The sequence below is a fragment of the Nocardia sp. CA-135953 genome, from assembly GCF_050955735.1.
Lineage (GTDB): Bacteria > Actinomycetota > Actinomycetes > Mycobacteriales > Mycobacteriaceae > Nocardia.
On record NZ_CP192082.1, the window covers coordinates 3,104,286 to 3,120,858 of the forward strand.

Consider the following 16,573-nt stretch of genomic DNA (forward strand, 5'->3'; position numbering starts at 1 on the left):
CCGGGTGCGCAGGCGGCGCCGCAGCATCGAACTACCGATATTGCTGTCGATGTTCTGCAGCAGATTGATGCCAGGTAATTGACATGGTTTTCGCTGCAGCGCTCAGCCGGCGGTCATTGCCTCAGCGTCATCCGTCAGCAGTGATGTGCAGACGTCGAGCAGCGACTGTCTCAGTTCCGTCGACCGCTCGACCGAGCTCGACTGCGCCCGGACGTATTCGGCACGCCCGGACGGTGTTTCGATGCGGATCGGCTCGTAGCCGTAGTCGGCGAGGTCGTACGGGCTGGCGCGCATATCGAGTTCGCGTGCGGCGCAGGCGAATTCGAAATAGTCGAGCAACAGGTCGGAGGAGATGAGCGGGGTCAGTTTGAAACCCCATTTGTAGAGGTCCATATTCGCGTGCAGGCAGCCGGGTTGTTCGCGGGCGACCTGGTCGGCGCGGGTCAACGGTTCCGCGTTGCGACCGACCGCGTCCGGGGTGAAGAAGCGGAATGCGTCGAAGTGGGTGCAGCGCAGAGACATCGATTCGACGACCGCATCGGTACCGGTGCTGCCCAAGCGCAGCGGCACCTGTTCGTGGCGGACCTCATCGGTTTTGTACACCATTGCCCACTCGTGCAAGCCGAAGCAGGACAGCTGCGCCGGGCGGGATGCCGTGGCGCGCAGCAGTTTCGCGATGAACTCGATGGTGTCGCGACGCCGCCCGATGAACGCGGGGTCGGCGGTGTGGACTCCCGCGCCGGAAGGTATGTCATGCCGGTGATACCCGCGAGCCCCGTCGTACTCCCGAGCGCCCGCCAATGCGACACCGAATCCCGGGTGCCAGCGCCGCAATTGGGCGGGCTTGTGTCCGTAGTAGGTGAACAGGAAGTCGATCACCGGATGTGACGACCCCGCCGCGCGCCGCTCGAGATACGGTCCGACGAGCTCGTCCAGCCGAGCCCGGTGCGCGGCGGCCCTGGTCCGCCACTCGGACTCGGCCAGCACGATCATTCGATCACCCGGTGCGTCCCGTCGCGCACGGTGCCGACGAACTCTTCCACCAGATCCTCGAGCGCCACAATGCCCACCGTATTTCCACGAGTGTCCACGACACGGCCGAGGTGGGAGTTGGTGCGGCGCAAGCGGGCCAGCGCCTCGTACAGGGGCGTACCGGCGCTAACCGTCGGCAGTGGACGAATATCGGTGCGCGGGATAGGTGTATTCGGTCCGGCGCTTTCGTCGGCGACCTTGTCGAGTACATCCTTGACATGCAGATACCCGACCAGCGAGCCGTCACTCGCGCGCACCGGATACCGGGAGAAACCGGTTTCGGCGACCGCGGTTTCGATATCGCCGAGCGTGGTGCCATTGCCGCGCAACGGAACCGAGCGGGTCGTCGCCAGCCGCACCATCACATCGCCCACCACCCGATCGGAAGTGCCGAGCGCCTGGGTGAGGCGGCGGTGCTCTTCCTCGTCGAGCAGGCCCTCCGAACGGGATTCACCGATCATCTCGGCGAGCTCGACACTCGAGACCGTCGCCTCGAGCTCATCCTTCGGCTCGACCCGCAACATGCGCAGCGACAGATTCGCCGCCAGGTTGTAGAGGGCGATGAGCGGACGCGCCAAGCGCAACCACATGAGATGCGCCGGAACCAGCAGCAGCGCACTGCGTTCCGGTCCGGCCAGCGCGATATTCTTCGGAATCATCTCGCCGAACAGAATGTGCAGTATCACCACGATCGCCAGCGCGATGGCGAAGGCCACCGGATGCAGCAGCTGTTCGGGCAGGCCGACCAGCCCGAACGGCCCCTCCAGCAGATGCGCGACCGCGGGTTCGCCGACCCGGCCGAGCAGAATCGAACAGATGGTGATGCCGAGCTGGGCGGCGGCCAACATCATGGACAGGTTCTCACCGGCCCGGATCACCGTGTGCGCCTTGCGCTTGCCCTGTGCGGCGAGTGCTTCGAGACGGTCACGGCGGGCCGAGATGAGCGCGAATTCGGCGGCGACGAAGAAGGCATTGCAGGCCAGCAGCACGACCGTCAAGAGGACACCGAGGAGATCACCCATGGCTGTTCTCCTTCAGTACGGCGGCCGCGACCGGGACCAGCCGGATCCGATCGATACGCCGCCCGTCCATCCGTTCGACCTTGGCGATCCAGCCGCCGTCGTCGTCGTTCGGATACCGATGCGAGGACCGTGGATTCGGGAGGATGACCTCATCACCGGTCACCGGGATGCGGCCGAGCCGGGTGAGCACGAGACCACCGAGGGTTTCGTATTCGCCCTCCGGCGCGTCGTAGCCGGTGGCCCGGGAGACCTCGTCGATGCGTAGCAGCCCCGAGCAGTCCCAGCCGTCGGCGACCCGGCGGACATCGCGTTCTTCCTCGTCGTGCTCGTCGCGGACATCGCCGAGAATCTCCTCGATGAGATCCTCCATGGTAACGATGCCCGCGGTGCCGCCGTATTCGTCCACCACCAGCGCGACCTGCATGCCGTCGGCGCGCACCCGCTCGAGCACCTCGTCGCCGTCGAGGCTGGCGGGCACAATCGGGACCGGCCGGGCGAGCAGATGCAGCGGGATGGTGTTGCGGAGATTCGCCGGATGGGTGAACGCCTGTTTGACGTGCACCACGCCGAGCGTGTTGTCCAGATCGCCGTCGATGATCGGGAAGCGGGAGTAACCGGTGCGGCTGGCGGCCGCGATCAGATCGGCGATGGTGTCGGACTTGTCCAGGGATTCGATCTTGACCCGCGGTGTCATCAACTCCTCGGCGCTGCGTTCACCGAATTGCAGCGAGCGATCGACCAGCTGCGCGGTGCGGTGGTCCAGCGCGCCGCGCAGTGCGGAGGTACGCACCAGCGAGCCGAGTTCCTGCGGGGAGCGTGCCGAACGCAACTCCTCGGCCGGTTCCACGCCCAGGCGCCGGACCACCCAGTTCGCGGTGCCGTTGAGGAAGTGGATCATCCACTTGAACACCACCGAGAAGGCGATCATCGGGCCCGCGGTCACCCGGGCGGTGCCGAGCGGCTTCGATATCGCGATGTTCTTCGGCACGAGCTCGCCGTAGATCATCGACAGCGAGGTAGCGAGCAGCAACGCCAGCGTGAGCGAGATACCGTGCGCCGCACCCGCGCTCAGACCGAGCGCGGTGAACAGCGGCGACAGCAGCCGGGCCAGGACGGGTTCGGCGATATAGCCCGTGATCAGCGTGGTGATGGTGATACCGAGCTGCGCTCCGGAGAGCTGGAACGACAATGTGGTGTGCGCCTGCCGGACCATGCGCGAGCGGGCGTCCCCGACCGTGCGCACATGCGATTCGACGGTGCTGCGTTCCAGAGCGGTGAGCGAGAATTCGGCGGCAACGAACAACGCGGTGCCGACGGTGAGGGCGATGAACCCGATCAGGCTGAGCACGGTGAGCACGACTGACATCGTCAGCACCACCTGCGAAACATGCGATGAGCTGAATCGGATCGGGCGGCTGCGGGAAGGAGGGCGCCGGGTTTGTCACCCGGCTCGGTAGAGGAGCCCTCCTGTGCGGCGCCCTCGGACGCGGGTGACAACTTGTTCCTCTCGGCAAATGGTTTGTGTAACCGGAAACCGGCAACCACTATGCTACCGGGTGTGTCTAATGGCAGCGCCTTCGGCGCTGCGTGTTCGCGGCCCCCTGGTGTCTCGCGTCCGAGCCGTCGAGACTCGCGCCTGCGGCGCATCGCTTCGACGGCTCGGACGCGAGACGGGCCGCGAACGGGTCGCTCGTAGGACTCGCTTCGTGGTGGTTGGTGATGGTGGATCGTTCGGCGCCTGACGCACTCGTATCGGGTGGTCGAATCCCGTGGGTGCGTCGCATGCGTTTGGACGGCTCGGACGCGAGGCGGGCCGCGAACTCCTCGCTCGCAAGACGCTTCGTGGTGGTCGGCCAGGGTGGAATGTTCCGGCTTTGTCGGGAGCTGGGCAGGGCTACCAGCCGGATGGCAGCGGGCGGCCTTCGGCGAAACCTGCGGCCGATTGCACGCCGAGCACGGCGTTGTCGTGGAACTCGGTGAGGCTGCGGGCACCCGCGTAGGTGCAGGCGCTGCGAACGCCGGAGCAGATGTGGTCGATGAGGTCCTCGACGCCTGGGCGTTCCGGATCCAGGCGCATGCGCGAGCTGGAGATGCCCTCTTCGAACAATGCCTTGCGGGCGCGGTCGAAGCCGCTGTCGGTGGCGGTGCGGGCGGCGACCGCGCGCTTGGAGGCCATGCCGAAGCTTTCCTTGTAGGCATTGCCGTCGCGGTCGACGCGCAGGTCGCCGGGGGATTCGTAGGTGCCGGCGAACCAGGAGCCGATCATCACATTGGACGCGCCCGCGGCCAGCGCGAGAGCGACGTCGCGCGGGTGCCGGACCCCGCCGTCGGCCCAGATGTGCACGCCGAGTTCCTTTGCGGCGGTGGCGCATTCGGCTACGGCGGAGAACTGCGGACGACCGACGCCGGTCATCATGCGGGTGGTGCACATGGCGCCGGGGCCGACACCGACCTTGATGATGTCCGCGCCCGCAGCGGCCAAATCGCGGGTGCCCTGCGCGGAGACCACGTTGCCCGCGACCAGTGGCACACCGAGGCCGAGGTCGCGGATGGCGCTGAGGGTTTCGAGCATCTTGGCCTGGTGGCCGTGTGCGGTATCGATGACGAGTAGGTCCGCGCCGGCGTCGACGAGGGCCTTGGCCCTGGCCGCCACGTCGCCGTTGATGCCGACCGCGGTGGCCACGCGCAACTGGTTGTTGGCGTCAACATTGGGTTGGTAGATGCCTGCGCGGATGGCTCCGGTGCGGGTCATGACGCCCGCGAGGTTGCCGTCCTCGGCGATGAGCACGGCGAGTTGCGCGTGCTCGGCCTCGAGCAGGTCGAACAGATCGCGCGGCGAGGTGCTGGCCGGTGCCTGCACGAAGTCGGTGGCCGCTACATCGCGCAGCCGGGCGAACCGGTCGACATCGCTGCAGGATACCTCGGTGACCACGCCGACCGGCTTACCGCCGTCGACGACCACCACGGCACCGTGGGCGCGCTTGTGCATCAGGGCGACGGCCTCGGAGACCGAATGTTCCGGATCCAGGGTGACCGGGGTATCGGCGGTGAGCGAGCGGCTCTTGACGAAGGCGATGGTTTCCGATGCCGCGGCGATCGGAAGATCCTGCGGTAGGACGACGATGCCACCGCGACGGGCGACAGTCTCCGCCATCCGCCGTCCGGCGACCGCGGTCATATTCGCGACGACAATGGGGATGGTGGTGCCGGACCCGTCTGCGGTCGAAAGATCGACGTCGAACCGTGACGCGACATCCGTCCGATTCGGGACGAGGAAGAGGTCGTCGTAGGTCAGGTCGTACGGCGGCTGATGACCAGGGAGAAACTGCACTTAACCGATTCTAACCGGTGCGCCGCACTTCCGTGCAATCACTCAGCATTCCCTCTGCGCCAGTGTTCATCTGATCTCGCGCCGTGCATGTCACGCGTCGGCTTGGGCGCGGGAAAGTTGGATTGTGGTCGCGCACATGATGATTACCGCGACGGTGATCACCGCGAATCCGATGTGGTCGGTGCGGAAGCGTTCGTCGAGGACGGTAATGCCGATGAAGGCGGCGGCCAGGGGCTCGGCGATGGTGACGGCGGGCAGCGATGCGACGAGGGGGCCGGATTGGAAGGCGCGTTGCTGGAGGTAGAGCCCGATCAAACCGGAGGCCACCAGGGCCCAGGTCTGCCAGCTGCCCAGCACATGGATGAGGCCGCCGTCGAAGAGTTCGGTCACGTACTCGGTGAGCGCGGCGGCCAGACCGAACAGGGCGCCGCCCGCAGTGCCGAACAGGAGTGCGCGACGCGTCGGGTCGGAGGTTCCGAGGCCGACGACGACGGCCACCGCCAGCGCACCGAGCAGCGCGGCGAGCGGTGGGATCCAATCACGCAGGGGCGCATTGGTATTGCCCTCGGTCGGATCGCCGATGATCAAGAAGGCGGCAAGGGCCGCCGCGAGTGCGACGGCGGTCGCCCAGGTGCGCGGGGTGATGCGGCGGCGGTTGATGCGGGCGGAGAGCGGGAGCGCAAAGACCAACATGCTCACCAGAATCGGCTGGACGAGCAGCACCGCCCCCAGAGTGAGTGCGGCGACCTGCATGGCGTAACCGCCCGCATCCCCGATGATTCCGCCCCACCAGCGCGGATTGCGCAGCAGTGAACGCATGAGCGATTCGTCCTCGGGAACCGCGGCCGCCGCATGCTGCTGCGCGACCGCGGCCACCGCGAAGAGCAATGCCGCGATCAGCGCACAGACGACCGCGCCCACCTGATGATTCGCCACCTGGTTAGTTTGCCCCGCGATTGCGGCCGCCTGGCACCCCCTGTGCCCGCCCGGCGCGTCGACGCGTACGCCCGGGCGTGTCGCCGCTGGTCGCGGCGGTGCGGCCGGTGGCGGCGCCGTGAGCGGAAACTCCCGCGCCGTGGTTGGCCGAGGTGCCGCGCGCGGTGGAGCCGGATCCGCCCGCCCGTGTCGCGGTCGCCGCCCCGGCGGCACGACGCGGCGCGGCCGATGCCGAGTTTGCGGTCCGTCCTGGAGTCGTCTTCGTCGACCCGGCAGTGCGACCGGGCGCGGGCGATGCCGAGCTTGCGGTTCGCCCCGCTGTCTTCGCCGATCCTGCGCCACGGCCGGTGGCTGCCGTCGCGGTGCCTGCGGCGCGTCCGGTGGCCGGGGTAGCGGTCGTCCCACGTCCCGACGTTGCGGCACCGTGCCGACTCGACGTTGCGGTGGGGTTGGACGAACCGTCCGAGGACTTCTTGGCACCACCGGCGCGACGACTCGAATCGGCACTTCGACGCCCGGTACCCGCACTACCCGAGCGTGCGCCGCGACCACCGGAACCCGGACCGGACCGGCGGCTCGACCTACCGACCTTCAACTCACCCTCGTCACCCACCGTGACCGCCGAGTTCGCCGCGACGATCGGTACGCCCGACGGTTGCTTCGAGCCGGTGATCTGGATCAGGCGTCGATCGTTCGGACGGACCTGCACGCCGTCGACATCGACGCCCGCCTTGCGGGTCATCTTCTCGACCTCGGCGCGTTCCTCCTCGGTGACCAGCGTGACGACGACGCCGTCCTCCCCGGCGCGTGCGGTGCGGCCCGCGCGATGCAGGTACGCCTTGGATTCCGCGGGCGGATCCACGTGCACGACAAGGGAAATCCCGTCCACATGGATGCCGCGCGCGGCCACATCGGTGGTCACCAGCACAGGTGTCGTACCGTCGGCGAATGCGGCCAGCGTCCGCACGCGGTTGTTCTGTGCCTTACCGCCGTGCAGCGCGCCTGCCGCGATCCCGGCCGTCCGCAACTGCTTGGCGAGCCGGTCCGCACCGTGTTTGGTGCGCACGAACATGATGGTCAGCCCGTCGCGGGCGGCGATCTGCGCGGTGATCTCGCGCTTATCGGCCTTGCGCAGGTACAGCAGATGATGCGACATCGTCGCGACCGAGGCCGATGGCGGCGCGGTGGAATGCGTGACGGGGGAGCGCAGGTACCGCTTGACCAGTTTGTCGACCTCACTGTCGAGGGTGGCCGAAAACAACAGGCGCTGACCATCTTTCGGCGTCCGGTCGAGCAGCTTGGTGACCTGTGGCAGGAACCCCATATCGGCCATGTGGTCGGCCTCGTCCAGTGCGGTGATCCGAACATCGGACAGGTCGGCGGAGCGCTGGTTGATCAGATCTTCCAGCCGTCCGGGCGTGGCGATCAGCAGGTCCACTCCGCGCGCGAGCCGGTCGGCCTGCCGCTTGATCGGTGCCCCGCCGACCACCGAAGTGACCCGCAGCCCGAGTGACAATGCCACGTTGTCCAGTGCCTTTTCGATCTGGGCTGCCAGTTCCCGGGTCGGCACCAGCACCAGACCGCGCGGACGGCCCGGCTTGGCCTGCGCGCCCGCGAGCAGTGCCAGCATCGGCAGCCCGAAGGCCAGGGTCTTGCCGGAGCCGGTTGGGCCGCGTCCGAGCACATCCTTACCCGCCAGCGCATCGGTCGCGGTCGCGGCCTGGATCGGGAACGGGGCCTCGATGCCGTCGCGGCGCAGCGCCTGGACGAGCACGGCGGGTAGGCCCAGATCCGCGAAGGTGGTGGCAGGGGTGGAGGAGGTCAACGGGGTTGTGTGCCTTTCATGTCTCGGCGCGGGCGGATCCGGGCACGCGTGGTGCCGCCGAGATGGTTGGGCCCGGTCATCGGGATGTGGTAGGACCGGGTGTGTCGGGGAGAACCAGAGGAATCAGTTACGCAGCAGTCGATCCAGTTCGACCAGCCAGGGTACCGCGACGGCCATGGTCGGGACCACCAGGATGGCCGCCGACCCCAGATAGGCCGCCGAGGCCACCCGAATATCGCCGATGCGGCCGCCCAGGCGCTGGATGCGGATCAGGGTGGTCGGCCCGCCCGCGGCGAGCGCGCCCTGCGGAGCGGTGGATTTCGCGCACGCCACCAGGGCGCGGGCCAGGGGCTTCGGGCCGGTCACCTTCACCGCCGAATCGTCGGCGAGCAGTTCGATCAGCAGTTTCACCGAGCCGAGTGCGGCCTTGCTGCGCACCACCCGGGGGAAGGCCTCGTGCACTGCGGTGAATGCCTCGAGCACCAGATCGTGCCGGGCGCGCAGATGGGAGCGCTCATGGCTGACGATGGCGGTGACCTCGGCGTCCTGCAGGCTGGTCAACGTGCCTTCGCTCAGCACGACCCGCTGGCGCAGGCCGGGCAGACAGTAGGCGATCGGCTCGGTCGAGGCGAGGACCCGGATATCGGCGGCGCGGCGCTGCGGTCCGCTCTGGTCGAGCAGATCGACGAGCATGCGGTGGCGCGCCCGGCGCCTGCGAGTGTGCACGCCGACGCGCACGATCGCGTACATCAGTCGCGCGCCGACGAGCAGGGTCAGCGCGAAGACGAAGACATAGGCCAGCCACAGCGGCAGTCCGAGCGCGTCGATTTCCCGGGCCGGGGAAGTGGTCGGGCGACCGTTCGGTCCCGGGACGAGTAGTTGGGCGGCGATGGCCAGGCCCGAGCCGAATGCGCTGAGCACGGCGGCGAGTGCGATGGCCTGCCATAACACGAGTGCGGCGCGCGGAGTCCGATACGACCAGGTCGCGCGGCTCAGCAGCGCTGGGGCAGGCCCCGCGAGAAGCAAAGCGAGACCGGCGAAGACCGGCGCGGTTGCGTTCATCGACTCAGCTCACTGCGTTGTGGGGCCAGGGTCTCACCTCGTTGTGAGGTCAGGATCCCAAGACTACTGCTTCGGCGGCGCAGTATCTTCGGATGCCTCGAGCTTAGCGAGCGCTTCCCGCAGCGCGTCCGTATCGTCCCTGCCGACCTGTTCGACGAAATGCACGAGCGCCGCCGCGCGGCTGCCCGCCACATCGGCCTGCTGCAATGCGTCGACCATCAAGCTGGCCACCAGTTCATCACGGGTGTGCACCGGGGCGTAGCGGTGGGCGCGGTCATCGCGGCGCTGGACTACCAGGTTCTTCTTCGCCAGCCGTTGCAGCACCGTCATCACCGTGGTGTACGCGAGCTCACGGCGGGCGGCCAAAGCCTCGTGTACCTGCCGTACGGTCTGCGGCTCGTCACTGGACCACAGCTGATCCATGACTGCCTTCTCGAGTTCACCAAGTCCTGCCATTCCACAAGTTTACGGACTCAACGACACAATTGCGTACTACACCCCGTCGTAACTACCTGATAGCTGGTGTGTCATTTGTCATACCCGGGCAAAACGTGCCGGGTTCCGATGGGCACGATCATCGGACGGCCGGAGACCGGATCCTCGAGGACCGAGGCGTCGAGACCGAAGACCTCGCGCAGCAGCGCGACATCGATGATATCGGCGGGCGCGCCCTGGGCGACGATGCGTCCGTCGCGCATCACGATGAGTCGGTCGCTGTAGCGAATGGCCAGGTTGAGATCGTGCAGCACCATCACCACAGTGCGGCCGAGGTCGTCGTGCAGCCGGTCGATCAGATCCAGGACCTCGACCGAATGCGCGAGGTCGAGGTAGGTGGTCGGCTCGTCGAGCAGCAGGATGTCGGTGCCCTGGGCCAGTGCCATGGATATCCAGGCGCGCTGGCGTTGCCCGCCGGACAACTCGTCGAGTGAGCGATCGGCCAGGTCGGCGATGCCCGTCGCCGCGAGTGCGGACATGACCTCGGCCTCGTCGGTGGCCGACCACTGCCGGATCCAGGACTGATGCGGATGACGCCCCCGCGCAACGAGATCCGCGACGGTGAGTCCCTCGGGCGCGACCGGCGACTGCGGGAGCATGCCGATGACGCGTGCCACATCCTTGGTTTTCATTGTCGAAATCGCCTTGCCGTCCAACAGGATTCGACCCTGTCGCGGACGCAGCAGGCGCCCGAGCGAGCGCAGCATGGTCGACTTGCCGCAGCCGTTGGGGCCGATGACGGTGGTGACGACGCCGGGTGCGATATCGATATCGAGGCCGTCGACGATGACGCGGTCGCCGTAGCCGAGGGTGACTTCCTGTGCGGAGAGCCGCGTATCGCTGATCATGACAGGGTCGCCTTCCGATTCATACGCACGAGCAGGTAGAGCAGGAACGGTCCGCCGAAGGCGGCGGTCACGACACCGACAGGCAGATCGACCGGAAACAGCGTGCGCGAGGCCACATCCGCGCCGACCACCAGGATGGCACCGATGAGCGCGGAGCCGATGAGTGGTTCGCCGGGAGTTCGCAGCTGTCGGCGTGCGATCTGCGGTGCGGCGAGCGCCACAAAAGTGACCGGGCCGACAGCCGCCGTGGCGACGGACGCGGCCACGACGGCCGCGCCGATCAATAGCGCTTGCTGGGTCTGGATCCGCACGCCGAGCACGCGGGTGGTGTCGGTGCCGAGACGGAGTGCGGCAAGGGTTCGCGCGGAGCCCACCGCGACCACGACGACGGCGGCCAGGGCCAGCGCGGCCGGGACGAGTTTCGTGCGGTCCGGGCTGTTGAGCGAGCCATTGAGCCAGAGTTGCGCGCGAGCCGCGTCCTGCAAGCTGGCGCGGGTGAGCAGAAAGCTGATGCCGGACAACAACAATGCGTTCACCCCGATGCCGATCAGCACCAGTCGCATCGGCGTGACACCGCGGTCGCCGGTCGCACCGCGACCCCAGGCGAGCAGGTAGATCACGATCGCGGTGAGCAGACCACCGGTCAGCGCTGCCAGTGGTGTGCCGACACTCGCGGCGAGTCCGGTTGTCGCGCCGCCGGTTCCGACCAGTACCGCGACCGCGCCGAGGCTGGAGCCGGTGGTGATGCCGAGCACATCCGGCGCGGCGAGCGGGTTGTGCAGTATCGATTGGGTGATCGCACCCGCGATCCCGAGTGCCGCACCGACGACCGCGGCGGTGAGCGCGCGCGGCAATCGGGACTCCAGCACGATGAAGCGCTGCGATCGAGTGCCGCCCCCGCTGAGCACGTCGAGTACTCGCCCGATCGGAATGTGGGTGTCGCCGAAGGCGATATTGAGGCAGAACAGTGCGAGCACGGTCGCGGCGAGCGCCAGAACTATGAGCGCCATGGTGGGGCGCAACACAATCGACACCGGACCGAGGCGCAGGGCGGGGCGGATGTGGCGCAACGACGGCGGAGTACTGCCGGGCCCGGTCGCGGTGTTATCCATGGAGATTTCGTCGATGATTCGTTCGGTCATGGATGCTCCCCGGTGGCCCGCGAATTCGTGCGCGGCGGTCGCTGTGGCATCGCCCTCACAGGCTCGCCAACTTCTTGCGACGAACGAGCAGAATGAAGAACGGAGCACCAAGGGCCGAGATCATCACGCCGACTTGCACTTCCCCCGGCCGCGCCACAATTCGCCCGACCACATCGGCGACGAGCAGCAGCAATGCACCGAGCAGTCCGGAGTACGGGATCAGCCAGCGATAGTCGGGACCGGTGAAAACCCTTGCGACATGCGGCACTATCAATCCGATGAATGCGATCGGGCCGACCGCCGCTGTCGCGGCACCGCACAGCAATACGATCGCCGCCAGGCCGAGCGCTCGGCTGCGTCCGATATGTACCCCGAGTCCGCGGGCGACCTCGTCGCCGAGGCTCAGCAGATTCAGGCGCGGCGCAGCAGCGACGGCCAGCACAACGCCGATCGTCAGGAACGGCAGCACCTGCCAGAACACCTCGGCGTCGCGCCCGTTCACGGTGCCGACCACCCAGAATCGGTAGGTGTCCAGCGCGGCATTGTCCATGAGCACAATGGCATTCGTCATCGCCTGCAGGAATGCGGTGACCGCGGCGCCGGCCAGCACGAGGCTGAGCGGACTCGCCTTGCCACCGCCGATCGCGGACACACCGAACACCACCAGCCCGGCGATCAGCGCCCCTGCGAAGGCGAACCAGATGTACTGCTCGGGTGCCGTCAGCGCGAACAGGTAAATGCTCAGTGCCGCAAGGAAGGCCGCGCCGGCGTTCAGACCGAGCAGGCCCGCGTCGGCGAGCGGGTTGCGGGTGTAACCCTGAATCAGCGCACCCGCGATGCCGAGTGCAAGCCCGGTCACCAACCCGAGTGCGGTGCGCGGCAGGCGAAGTCCGCGCACGATCTCCTCCGCGGTCGATCCGGCGGGACAGGTGAACGGCCCGCCCGGGCAGCTGAGGGCATTGTGCACGGCGTCGTAGACGGTGCCGGGGGACAGTGATCGGGTGCCGATGGCGATGCCGGCCACGGAGGCGATGAGGAGCAGTGCGGTCAACGCGACGAGTCCGAGCCGGCGACGGCCCGCCGTATTCGTTCGTCGCGCCCCCGGCGCGATGGTTCCTGATGCCGTCACGGCGACGAACTACTCCTGACTCGATAGCTGGTATCCGATTGTTAGGTCTGGTAAGCCTAACCTATCTTTGGAAAACGACGCTGGTGGCACGGGTTGCCGGTGCGACGCGTTGTGGGTTGCCTGGTGCGATAAGGCCTTATCGGGTGAGCGGCTTGCTCGGCTACCGGCAGCCTCTCGGTGGTCACCGCGATGAATCGGCGTGGTCGCCGGTCGCGCGCCGAGCCGGTCCATCGGGCCGGGTCGACGGTCTCGGCGCCAGTCGGGCGTGGAATTGGTTCTGGCGGAAAGTGTCTGGCCGTCCGATGGCCTTGATCGAATGCATTGCCGCGAGCGGAGCCCGATACGGCAGGAGTTGCCCGCTTAGGTAAGCCTGACCTATACTGATCCCGGCGTTGGGATCGGCCGAGTGTTCCGGAGGGCTGCCGAGAACCCCTGATCCACTGCCGCGGCGGGCTCCATGTGCGTGTGGAGCCCGCCGCTCTGTCTCGGCGAGCGAACGCCGGGAAGTAGCCGTCGTGCGAGGGGCCGGGCGCCCTGTGCCAAGGTGAACGCATGACACAGCAGGAAGTTGCCCAGTTCGAGTCGCTGGCCGACGTGACGCCCGAGCTGATGACCGAGTTCAGCAAGAACACCTTCACCGATCTGATCGGCCTCGAATTCACCGAGGTCACGCCGGATCGGGTGTGCGGCGAGTTGACCGCGGGGCCGCAGCTGCTGCAGTTGGCCGGCATTGTCAACGGCGGCGTGTACTGCACGGTCGTCGAAACCCTGGCCAGCGTCGGCGGTGGGGTTTGGTACAACTCCCAGGGCAATAAGGGCGCCGTGGTCGGGGTGAACAACAACACCGACTTCCTGCGCTCGGTCCGCGAGGGCAAGGTCTTCGGCGAGGCGACGCCACTGCACCGCGGCCGCCTGCAGCAGCTGTGGCAGGTCGTGCTGACCGATGGCGAGGGTCGCACGGTGGCGCGCGGTCAGGTCCGGCTGCAGAACCTGCCCGCCCGGGATTGATGGGCGCTCCCGGAACGGGCGTGCCAGAATGACCGTTACCCCGATCCACGAGCGCTGAGGAGCCCGGATGCGACTGTCGCCGCATGAGCAGGAACGGCTGCTGCTGAGCTACGCGGCCGAACTGGCCCGGCGCAGGCAGGCGCGCGGGCTCGAGCTGAACCATCCGGAGGCGGTCGCGCTGATCACCGATCATGTGCTGGAGGGTGCGCGCGACGGACGCACGGTCGCGGAGCTGATGTCTTCGGGGCGAACGGTTCTCACGCGTGCCGACGTGATGGACGGGGTGCCGGAGATGATCCACGACGTGCAGGTCGAGGCCACTTTTCCGGACGGCACCAAGCTGGTGACCGTCCACCATCCGATCGGCTAGGGCGACCATGATTCCCGGTGAATACCTCTGCGCCGAGGGCACTATCGAGCTGAACGCGGGCGCCGACCGCATCGCGCTCGATGTCGTGAATACCGGTGACCGACCGGTCCAGGTCGGCAGCCATGTGCATTTCCCGCAGGCCAATGCCGTGCTGCATTTCGATCGAGAGGCCGCGCACGGACGTCGGCTCGATATTCCTGCCGGCACCGCGGTGCGCTTCGAACCCGGTCTCGGCCAACGGGTTTCGCTGATTCCGCTCGGTGGGGCGCGCGAGGTGCACGGCATCGGCCTGAATCCCCCCGGCCGTTTGGACGGTGCGTCATGAGCGAGCTGAGCCGTGCGCGCTACGCCGAGCTGTTCGGTCCGACCACCGGCGACCGCGTTCGCCTGGCGGATACCGATCTGCTGATCGAGATCACCGAAGACCGCAGCGGCGGACCGGGACTCGCCGGCGATGAGGCCGTCTTCGGCGGCGGCAAGGTGCTGCGCGAATCCATGGGCCAGGCCCGCGCGACCCGCGCCGACGGCACCCCCGACACCGTGATCACCGGCGTGGTCATCATCGACCACTGGGGAATCATCAAGGCCGACGTAGGCATTCGCGACGGCCGCATCAGTGCCATCGGCAAGGCGGGTAATCCGGACACCATGAACGGAGTGCATCCGGATCTGGTGGTCGGCCCGAATACCGAGATCATCGCGGGCAACGGCCGCATCCTCACCGCGGGCGCCATCGACTGTCATGTGCACTTCATCTGTCCGCAGCTGATGGACGAGGCACTCGGCGGCGGCATCACCACATTGATCGGCGGCGGCACCGGCCCGGCCGAGGGCAGCAAGGCGACCACCGTGACGCCCGGATCCTGGCATTTGGCCCGGATGTTGGAGGCCACCGACTCCTGGCCGATGAATATCGTGTTGCTGGGCAAGGGCAATACTGTCAGCGCCGAATCCATGTGGGAGCAATTACGCGGTGGCGCAGCGGGTTTTAAGCTGCACGAGGATTGGGGTTCTACCCCGGCCGCCATCGATGCCTGTCTCACCGTCGCTGATGCGGCGGGTGTGCAAGTGGCGCTGCACTCGGACACCTTGAACGAAGCCGGATTCGTCGAGGACACGCTCGGTGCCATCGCGGGTCGCGGCATCCACGCGTATCACACCGAGGGTGCGGGCGGCGGGCACGCACCCGACATCATCACCGTCGCTGCACATCTCAATGTGCTACCCAGCTCGACCAACCCGACCCGGCCGCACACCGTCAATACCCTGGACGAACACCTGGACATGCTCATGGTGTGCCATCACCTCAGCGCGTCCATCCCGGAGGATCTCGCCTTCGCGGAGAGCCGAATTCGGCCCTCCACCATCGCCGCGGAGGATCTGCTGCACGATCTCGGCGCGATTTCCATGATCGGCAGCGACTCCCAGGCCATGGGCCGCATCGGCGAAGTCGTCATGCGTACCTGGCAGACCGCACATGTCATGAAGCGCCGCCGCGGTGCGTTGGCCGGCGACGGCGCCGCCGATAATGCCCGCGTGCGTCGCTACATCGCGAAATACACCATCTGCCCGGCCATTGCTCACGGACTCGACCACGAAATCGGTTCGGTGGAGGTCGGCAAGCTCGCCGACCTCGTGCTGTGGGATCCGGCGTTCTTCGGAGTCCGCCCGCATGCCGTCCTCAAGGGCGGCGCGATCGCCTGGGCCGCCATGGGCGACGCCAACGCCTCCATCCCCACGCCGCAGCCGGTGTTGCCGCGCCCCATGTTCGGTGCCGCACCACTGGCCGCCGCCGCGACCTCGTTGCACTTCGTCTCCGAACAAGCCATCGAGGACGGCCTCGCCGACCGTTTGGGTCTGCGCCGAAAACTGGCTCCCGTCAAGAACGTTCGTCGCGTCACCAAGGCGGATATGCCGAACAATGACGCCATGCCACGGATCGAAGTAGATCCGGACACCTTCACCGTGCGCATCGAGGGCGAGGTCTGGACCGAACAGCCCGCCACCGAATTGCCCATGGCCCAGCGCTACTTTCTGTTCTGATTGCGGGTGCCGGGAAGGGCCGGTTGGCGGGCAGCGGCTCGACACCGTAAAGGTCGGTCCCGGCGTTGAGGGCGCAGCATTCGTGACCCCGGAACACGGCACGTGGCACGGACCCCGCCGTCATCTCCGGCGAGATCATGTCCTGCATGCGGCGCGGAGGCGAAACTGCGCCATCAGGTCACGAACACGGTGCACGACGCGGTCGGCGACGACGACGCCGGTGCGGCGATATCGGCCAGTACGCCGATCGCTTTCCGAACGTCGATCCCGTCGATCCAGTTCCTACCCGGGTACCCGAGCCGCCGGTGTACAGCCCACCGCCCACCGGCT

The 16,573-nt window shown here is 67.4% G+C and carries 14 protein-coding genes and 1 pseudogene; 4 read left to right on the forward strand and 11 right to left on the reverse strand.

Annotated features, from left to right (window positions below; translation table 11 throughout):
* Positions 1-102: 102 nt before the first annotated feature.
* The 11 genes and pseudogenes from ACQPXH_RS14235 to ACQPXH_RS14285 form a co-directional block, all read right to left on the reverse strand.
* The gene (locus ACQPXH_RS14235; protein ID WP_433602818.1) at positions 103-993 is read right to left on the reverse strand and encodes a 3-methyladenine DNA glycosylase; all 891 of its coding nucleotides are present in this window, start codon (positions 991-993) and stop codon (positions 103-105) included.
* On the reverse strand, positions 990-2,054 hold the full coding sequence (locus ACQPXH_RS14240; RefSeq protein WP_433602819.1) for a hemolysin family protein: 1,065 nt from the start codon (positions 2,052-2,054) through the stop codon (positions 990-992). Before ACQPXH_RS14240 ends, ACQPXH_RS14235 begins: the two co-directional genes overlap by 4 nt.
* Positions 2,047-3,420, reverse strand: a complete 1,374-nt coding sequence (locus ACQPXH_RS14245; RefSeq protein ID WP_433602820.1) for a hemolysin family protein — start codon at positions 3,418-3,420, stop codon at positions 2,047-2,049. Before ACQPXH_RS14245 ends, ACQPXH_RS14240 begins: the two co-directional genes overlap by 8 nt.
* A 528-nt stretch (positions 3,421-3,948) precedes the next feature.
* The gene (locus tag ACQPXH_RS14250; protein WP_433602821.1) at positions 3,949-5,385 is read right to left on the reverse strand and encodes a GuaB1 family IMP dehydrogenase-related protein; all 1,437 of its coding nucleotides are present in this window, start codon (positions 5,383-5,385) and stop codon (positions 3,949-3,951) included.
* 90 nt (positions 5,386-5,475) lie between these two features.
* Complete coding sequence (locus tag ACQPXH_RS14255) at positions 5,476-6,321, reverse strand: DMT family transporter (protein ID WP_433602822.1); 846 nt, start codon at positions 6,319-6,321, stop codon at positions 5,476-5,478.
* A 481-nt stretch (positions 6,322-6,802) separates the two neighbouring features.
* Positions 6,803-8,146, reverse strand: a pseudogene (locus ACQPXH_RS14260) (DEAD/DEAH box helicase); the annotation flags it as partial.
* 123 nt (positions 8,147-8,269) lie between these two features.
* Complete coding sequence (locus ACQPXH_RS14265; protein WP_433602823.1) at positions 8,270-9,208, reverse strand: M48 family metalloprotease; 939 nt, start codon at positions 9,206-9,208, stop codon at positions 8,270-8,272.
* A gap of 63 nt (positions 9,209-9,271) precedes the next feature.
* Entirely contained in the window at positions 9,272-9,664 is a 393-nt protein-coding gene (locus tag ACQPXH_RS14270; RefSeq protein WP_040689937.1) for a BlaI/MecI/CopY family transcriptional regulator, read from the reverse strand.
* Between the two features lie 71 nt (positions 9,665-9,735).
* Positions 9,736-10,551 (reverse strand): ABC transporter ATP-binding protein, encoded by an 816-nt coding sequence (locus tag ACQPXH_RS14275; RefSeq protein ID WP_433602825.1) that lies wholly within the window; start codon positions 10,549-10,551, stop codon positions 9,736-9,738.
* Positions 10,548-11,663, reverse strand: coding sequence for a FecCD family ABC transporter permease (locus ACQPXH_RS14280; protein ID WP_433603450.1), 1,116 nt, complete (start codon positions 11,661-11,663; stop codon positions 10,548-10,550). Before ACQPXH_RS14280 ends, ACQPXH_RS14275 begins: the two co-directional genes overlap by 4 nt.
* 85 nt (positions 11,664-11,748) lie before the next feature.
* Positions 11,749-12,822: a FecCD family ABC transporter permease gene (locus ACQPXH_RS14285; protein ID WP_433602826.1), complete on the reverse strand. Its 1,074-nt coding sequence runs from the start codon at positions 12,820-12,822 to the stop codon at positions 11,749-11,751.
* A 609-nt stretch (positions 12,823-13,431) separates the two neighbouring features.
* Here ACQPXH_RS14285 and ACQPXH_RS14290 point away from each other — a divergent pair.
* From ACQPXH_RS14290 to ACQPXH_RS14305, 4 genes are all read left to right on the forward strand, one after another.
* A complete protein-coding gene (locus ACQPXH_RS14290) occupies positions 13,432-13,830 on the forward strand; it encodes a PaaI family thioesterase (RefSeq protein ID WP_433603451.1) in 399 nt (132 codons plus the stop codon).
* 67 nt (positions 13,831-13,897) lie between these two features.
* The gene (locus ACQPXH_RS14295) at positions 13,898-14,200 is read left to right on the forward strand and encodes an urease subunit gamma (protein ID WP_433602827.1); all 303 of its coding nucleotides are present in this window, start codon (positions 13,898-13,900) and stop codon (positions 14,198-14,200) included.
* A 7-nt stretch (positions 14,201-14,207) separates the two neighbouring features.
* Positions 14,208-14,525, forward strand: a complete 318-nt coding sequence (locus ACQPXH_RS14300) for an urease subunit beta (protein WP_433602829.1) — start codon at positions 14,208-14,210, stop codon at positions 14,523-14,525.
* Positions 14,522-16,243 (forward strand): urease subunit alpha, encoded by a 1,722-nt coding sequence (locus tag ACQPXH_RS14305; protein ID WP_433602830.1) that lies wholly within the window; start codon positions 14,522-14,524, stop codon positions 16,241-16,243. The genes ACQPXH_RS14300 and ACQPXH_RS14305 overlap by 4 nt, the downstream gene beginning before the upstream one ends.
* The last annotated feature ends 330 nt before the right edge of the window (positions 16,244-16,573 follow it).

Excerpts from the sequence above, each read along its gene's own strand:
- ACQPXH_RS14235 (WP_433602818.1), bottom strand. The coding sequence starts at position 993 with ATGATCGTGCTGGCCGAGTCCGAGTGGCGGACCAGGGCCGCCGCGCAC.
- ACQPXH_RS14240 (WP_433602819.1), bottom strand. The coding sequence starts at position 2,054 with ATGGGTGATCTCCTCGGTGTCCTCTTGACGGTCGTGCTGCTGGCCTGC.
- ACQPXH_RS14245 (WP_433602820.1), bottom strand. The coding sequence starts at position 3,420 with ATGTCAGTCGTGCTCACCGTGCTCAGCCTGATCGGGTTCATCGCCCTC.
- ACQPXH_RS14265 (WP_433602823.1), bottom strand. The coding sequence starts at position 9,208 with ATGAACGCAACCGCGCCGGTCTTCGCCGGTCTCGCTTTGCTTCTCGCG.
- ACQPXH_RS14270 (WP_040689937.1), bottom strand. The coding sequence starts at position 9,664 with ATGGCAGGACTTGGTGAACTCGAGAAGGCAGTCATGGATCAGCTGTGG.
- ACQPXH_RS14275 (WP_433602825.1), bottom strand. The coding sequence starts at position 10,551 with ATGATCAGCGATACGCGGCTCTCCGCACAGGAAGTCACCCTCGGCTAC.
- ACQPXH_RS14280 (WP_433603450.1), bottom strand. The coding sequence starts at position 11,663 with ATGGATAACACCGCGACCGGGCCCGGCAGTACTCCGCCGTCGTTGCGC.
- ACQPXH_RS14290 (WP_433603451.1), top strand. The coding sequence starts at position 13,432 with ATGACCGAGTTCAGCAAGAACACCTTCACCGATCTGATCGGCCTCGAA.
- ACQPXH_RS14295 (WP_433602827.1), top strand. The coding sequence starts at position 13,898 with ATGCGACTGTCGCCGCATGAGCAGGAACGGCTGCTGCTGAGCTACGCG.
- ACQPXH_RS14300 (WP_433602829.1), top strand. The coding sequence starts at position 14,208 with ATGATTCCCGGTGAATACCTCTGCGCCGAGGGCACTATCGAGCTGAAC.
- ACQPXH_RS14305 (WP_433602830.1), top strand. The coding sequence starts at position 14,522 with ATGAGCGAGCTGAGCCGTGCGCGCTACGCCGAGCTGTTCGGTCCGACC.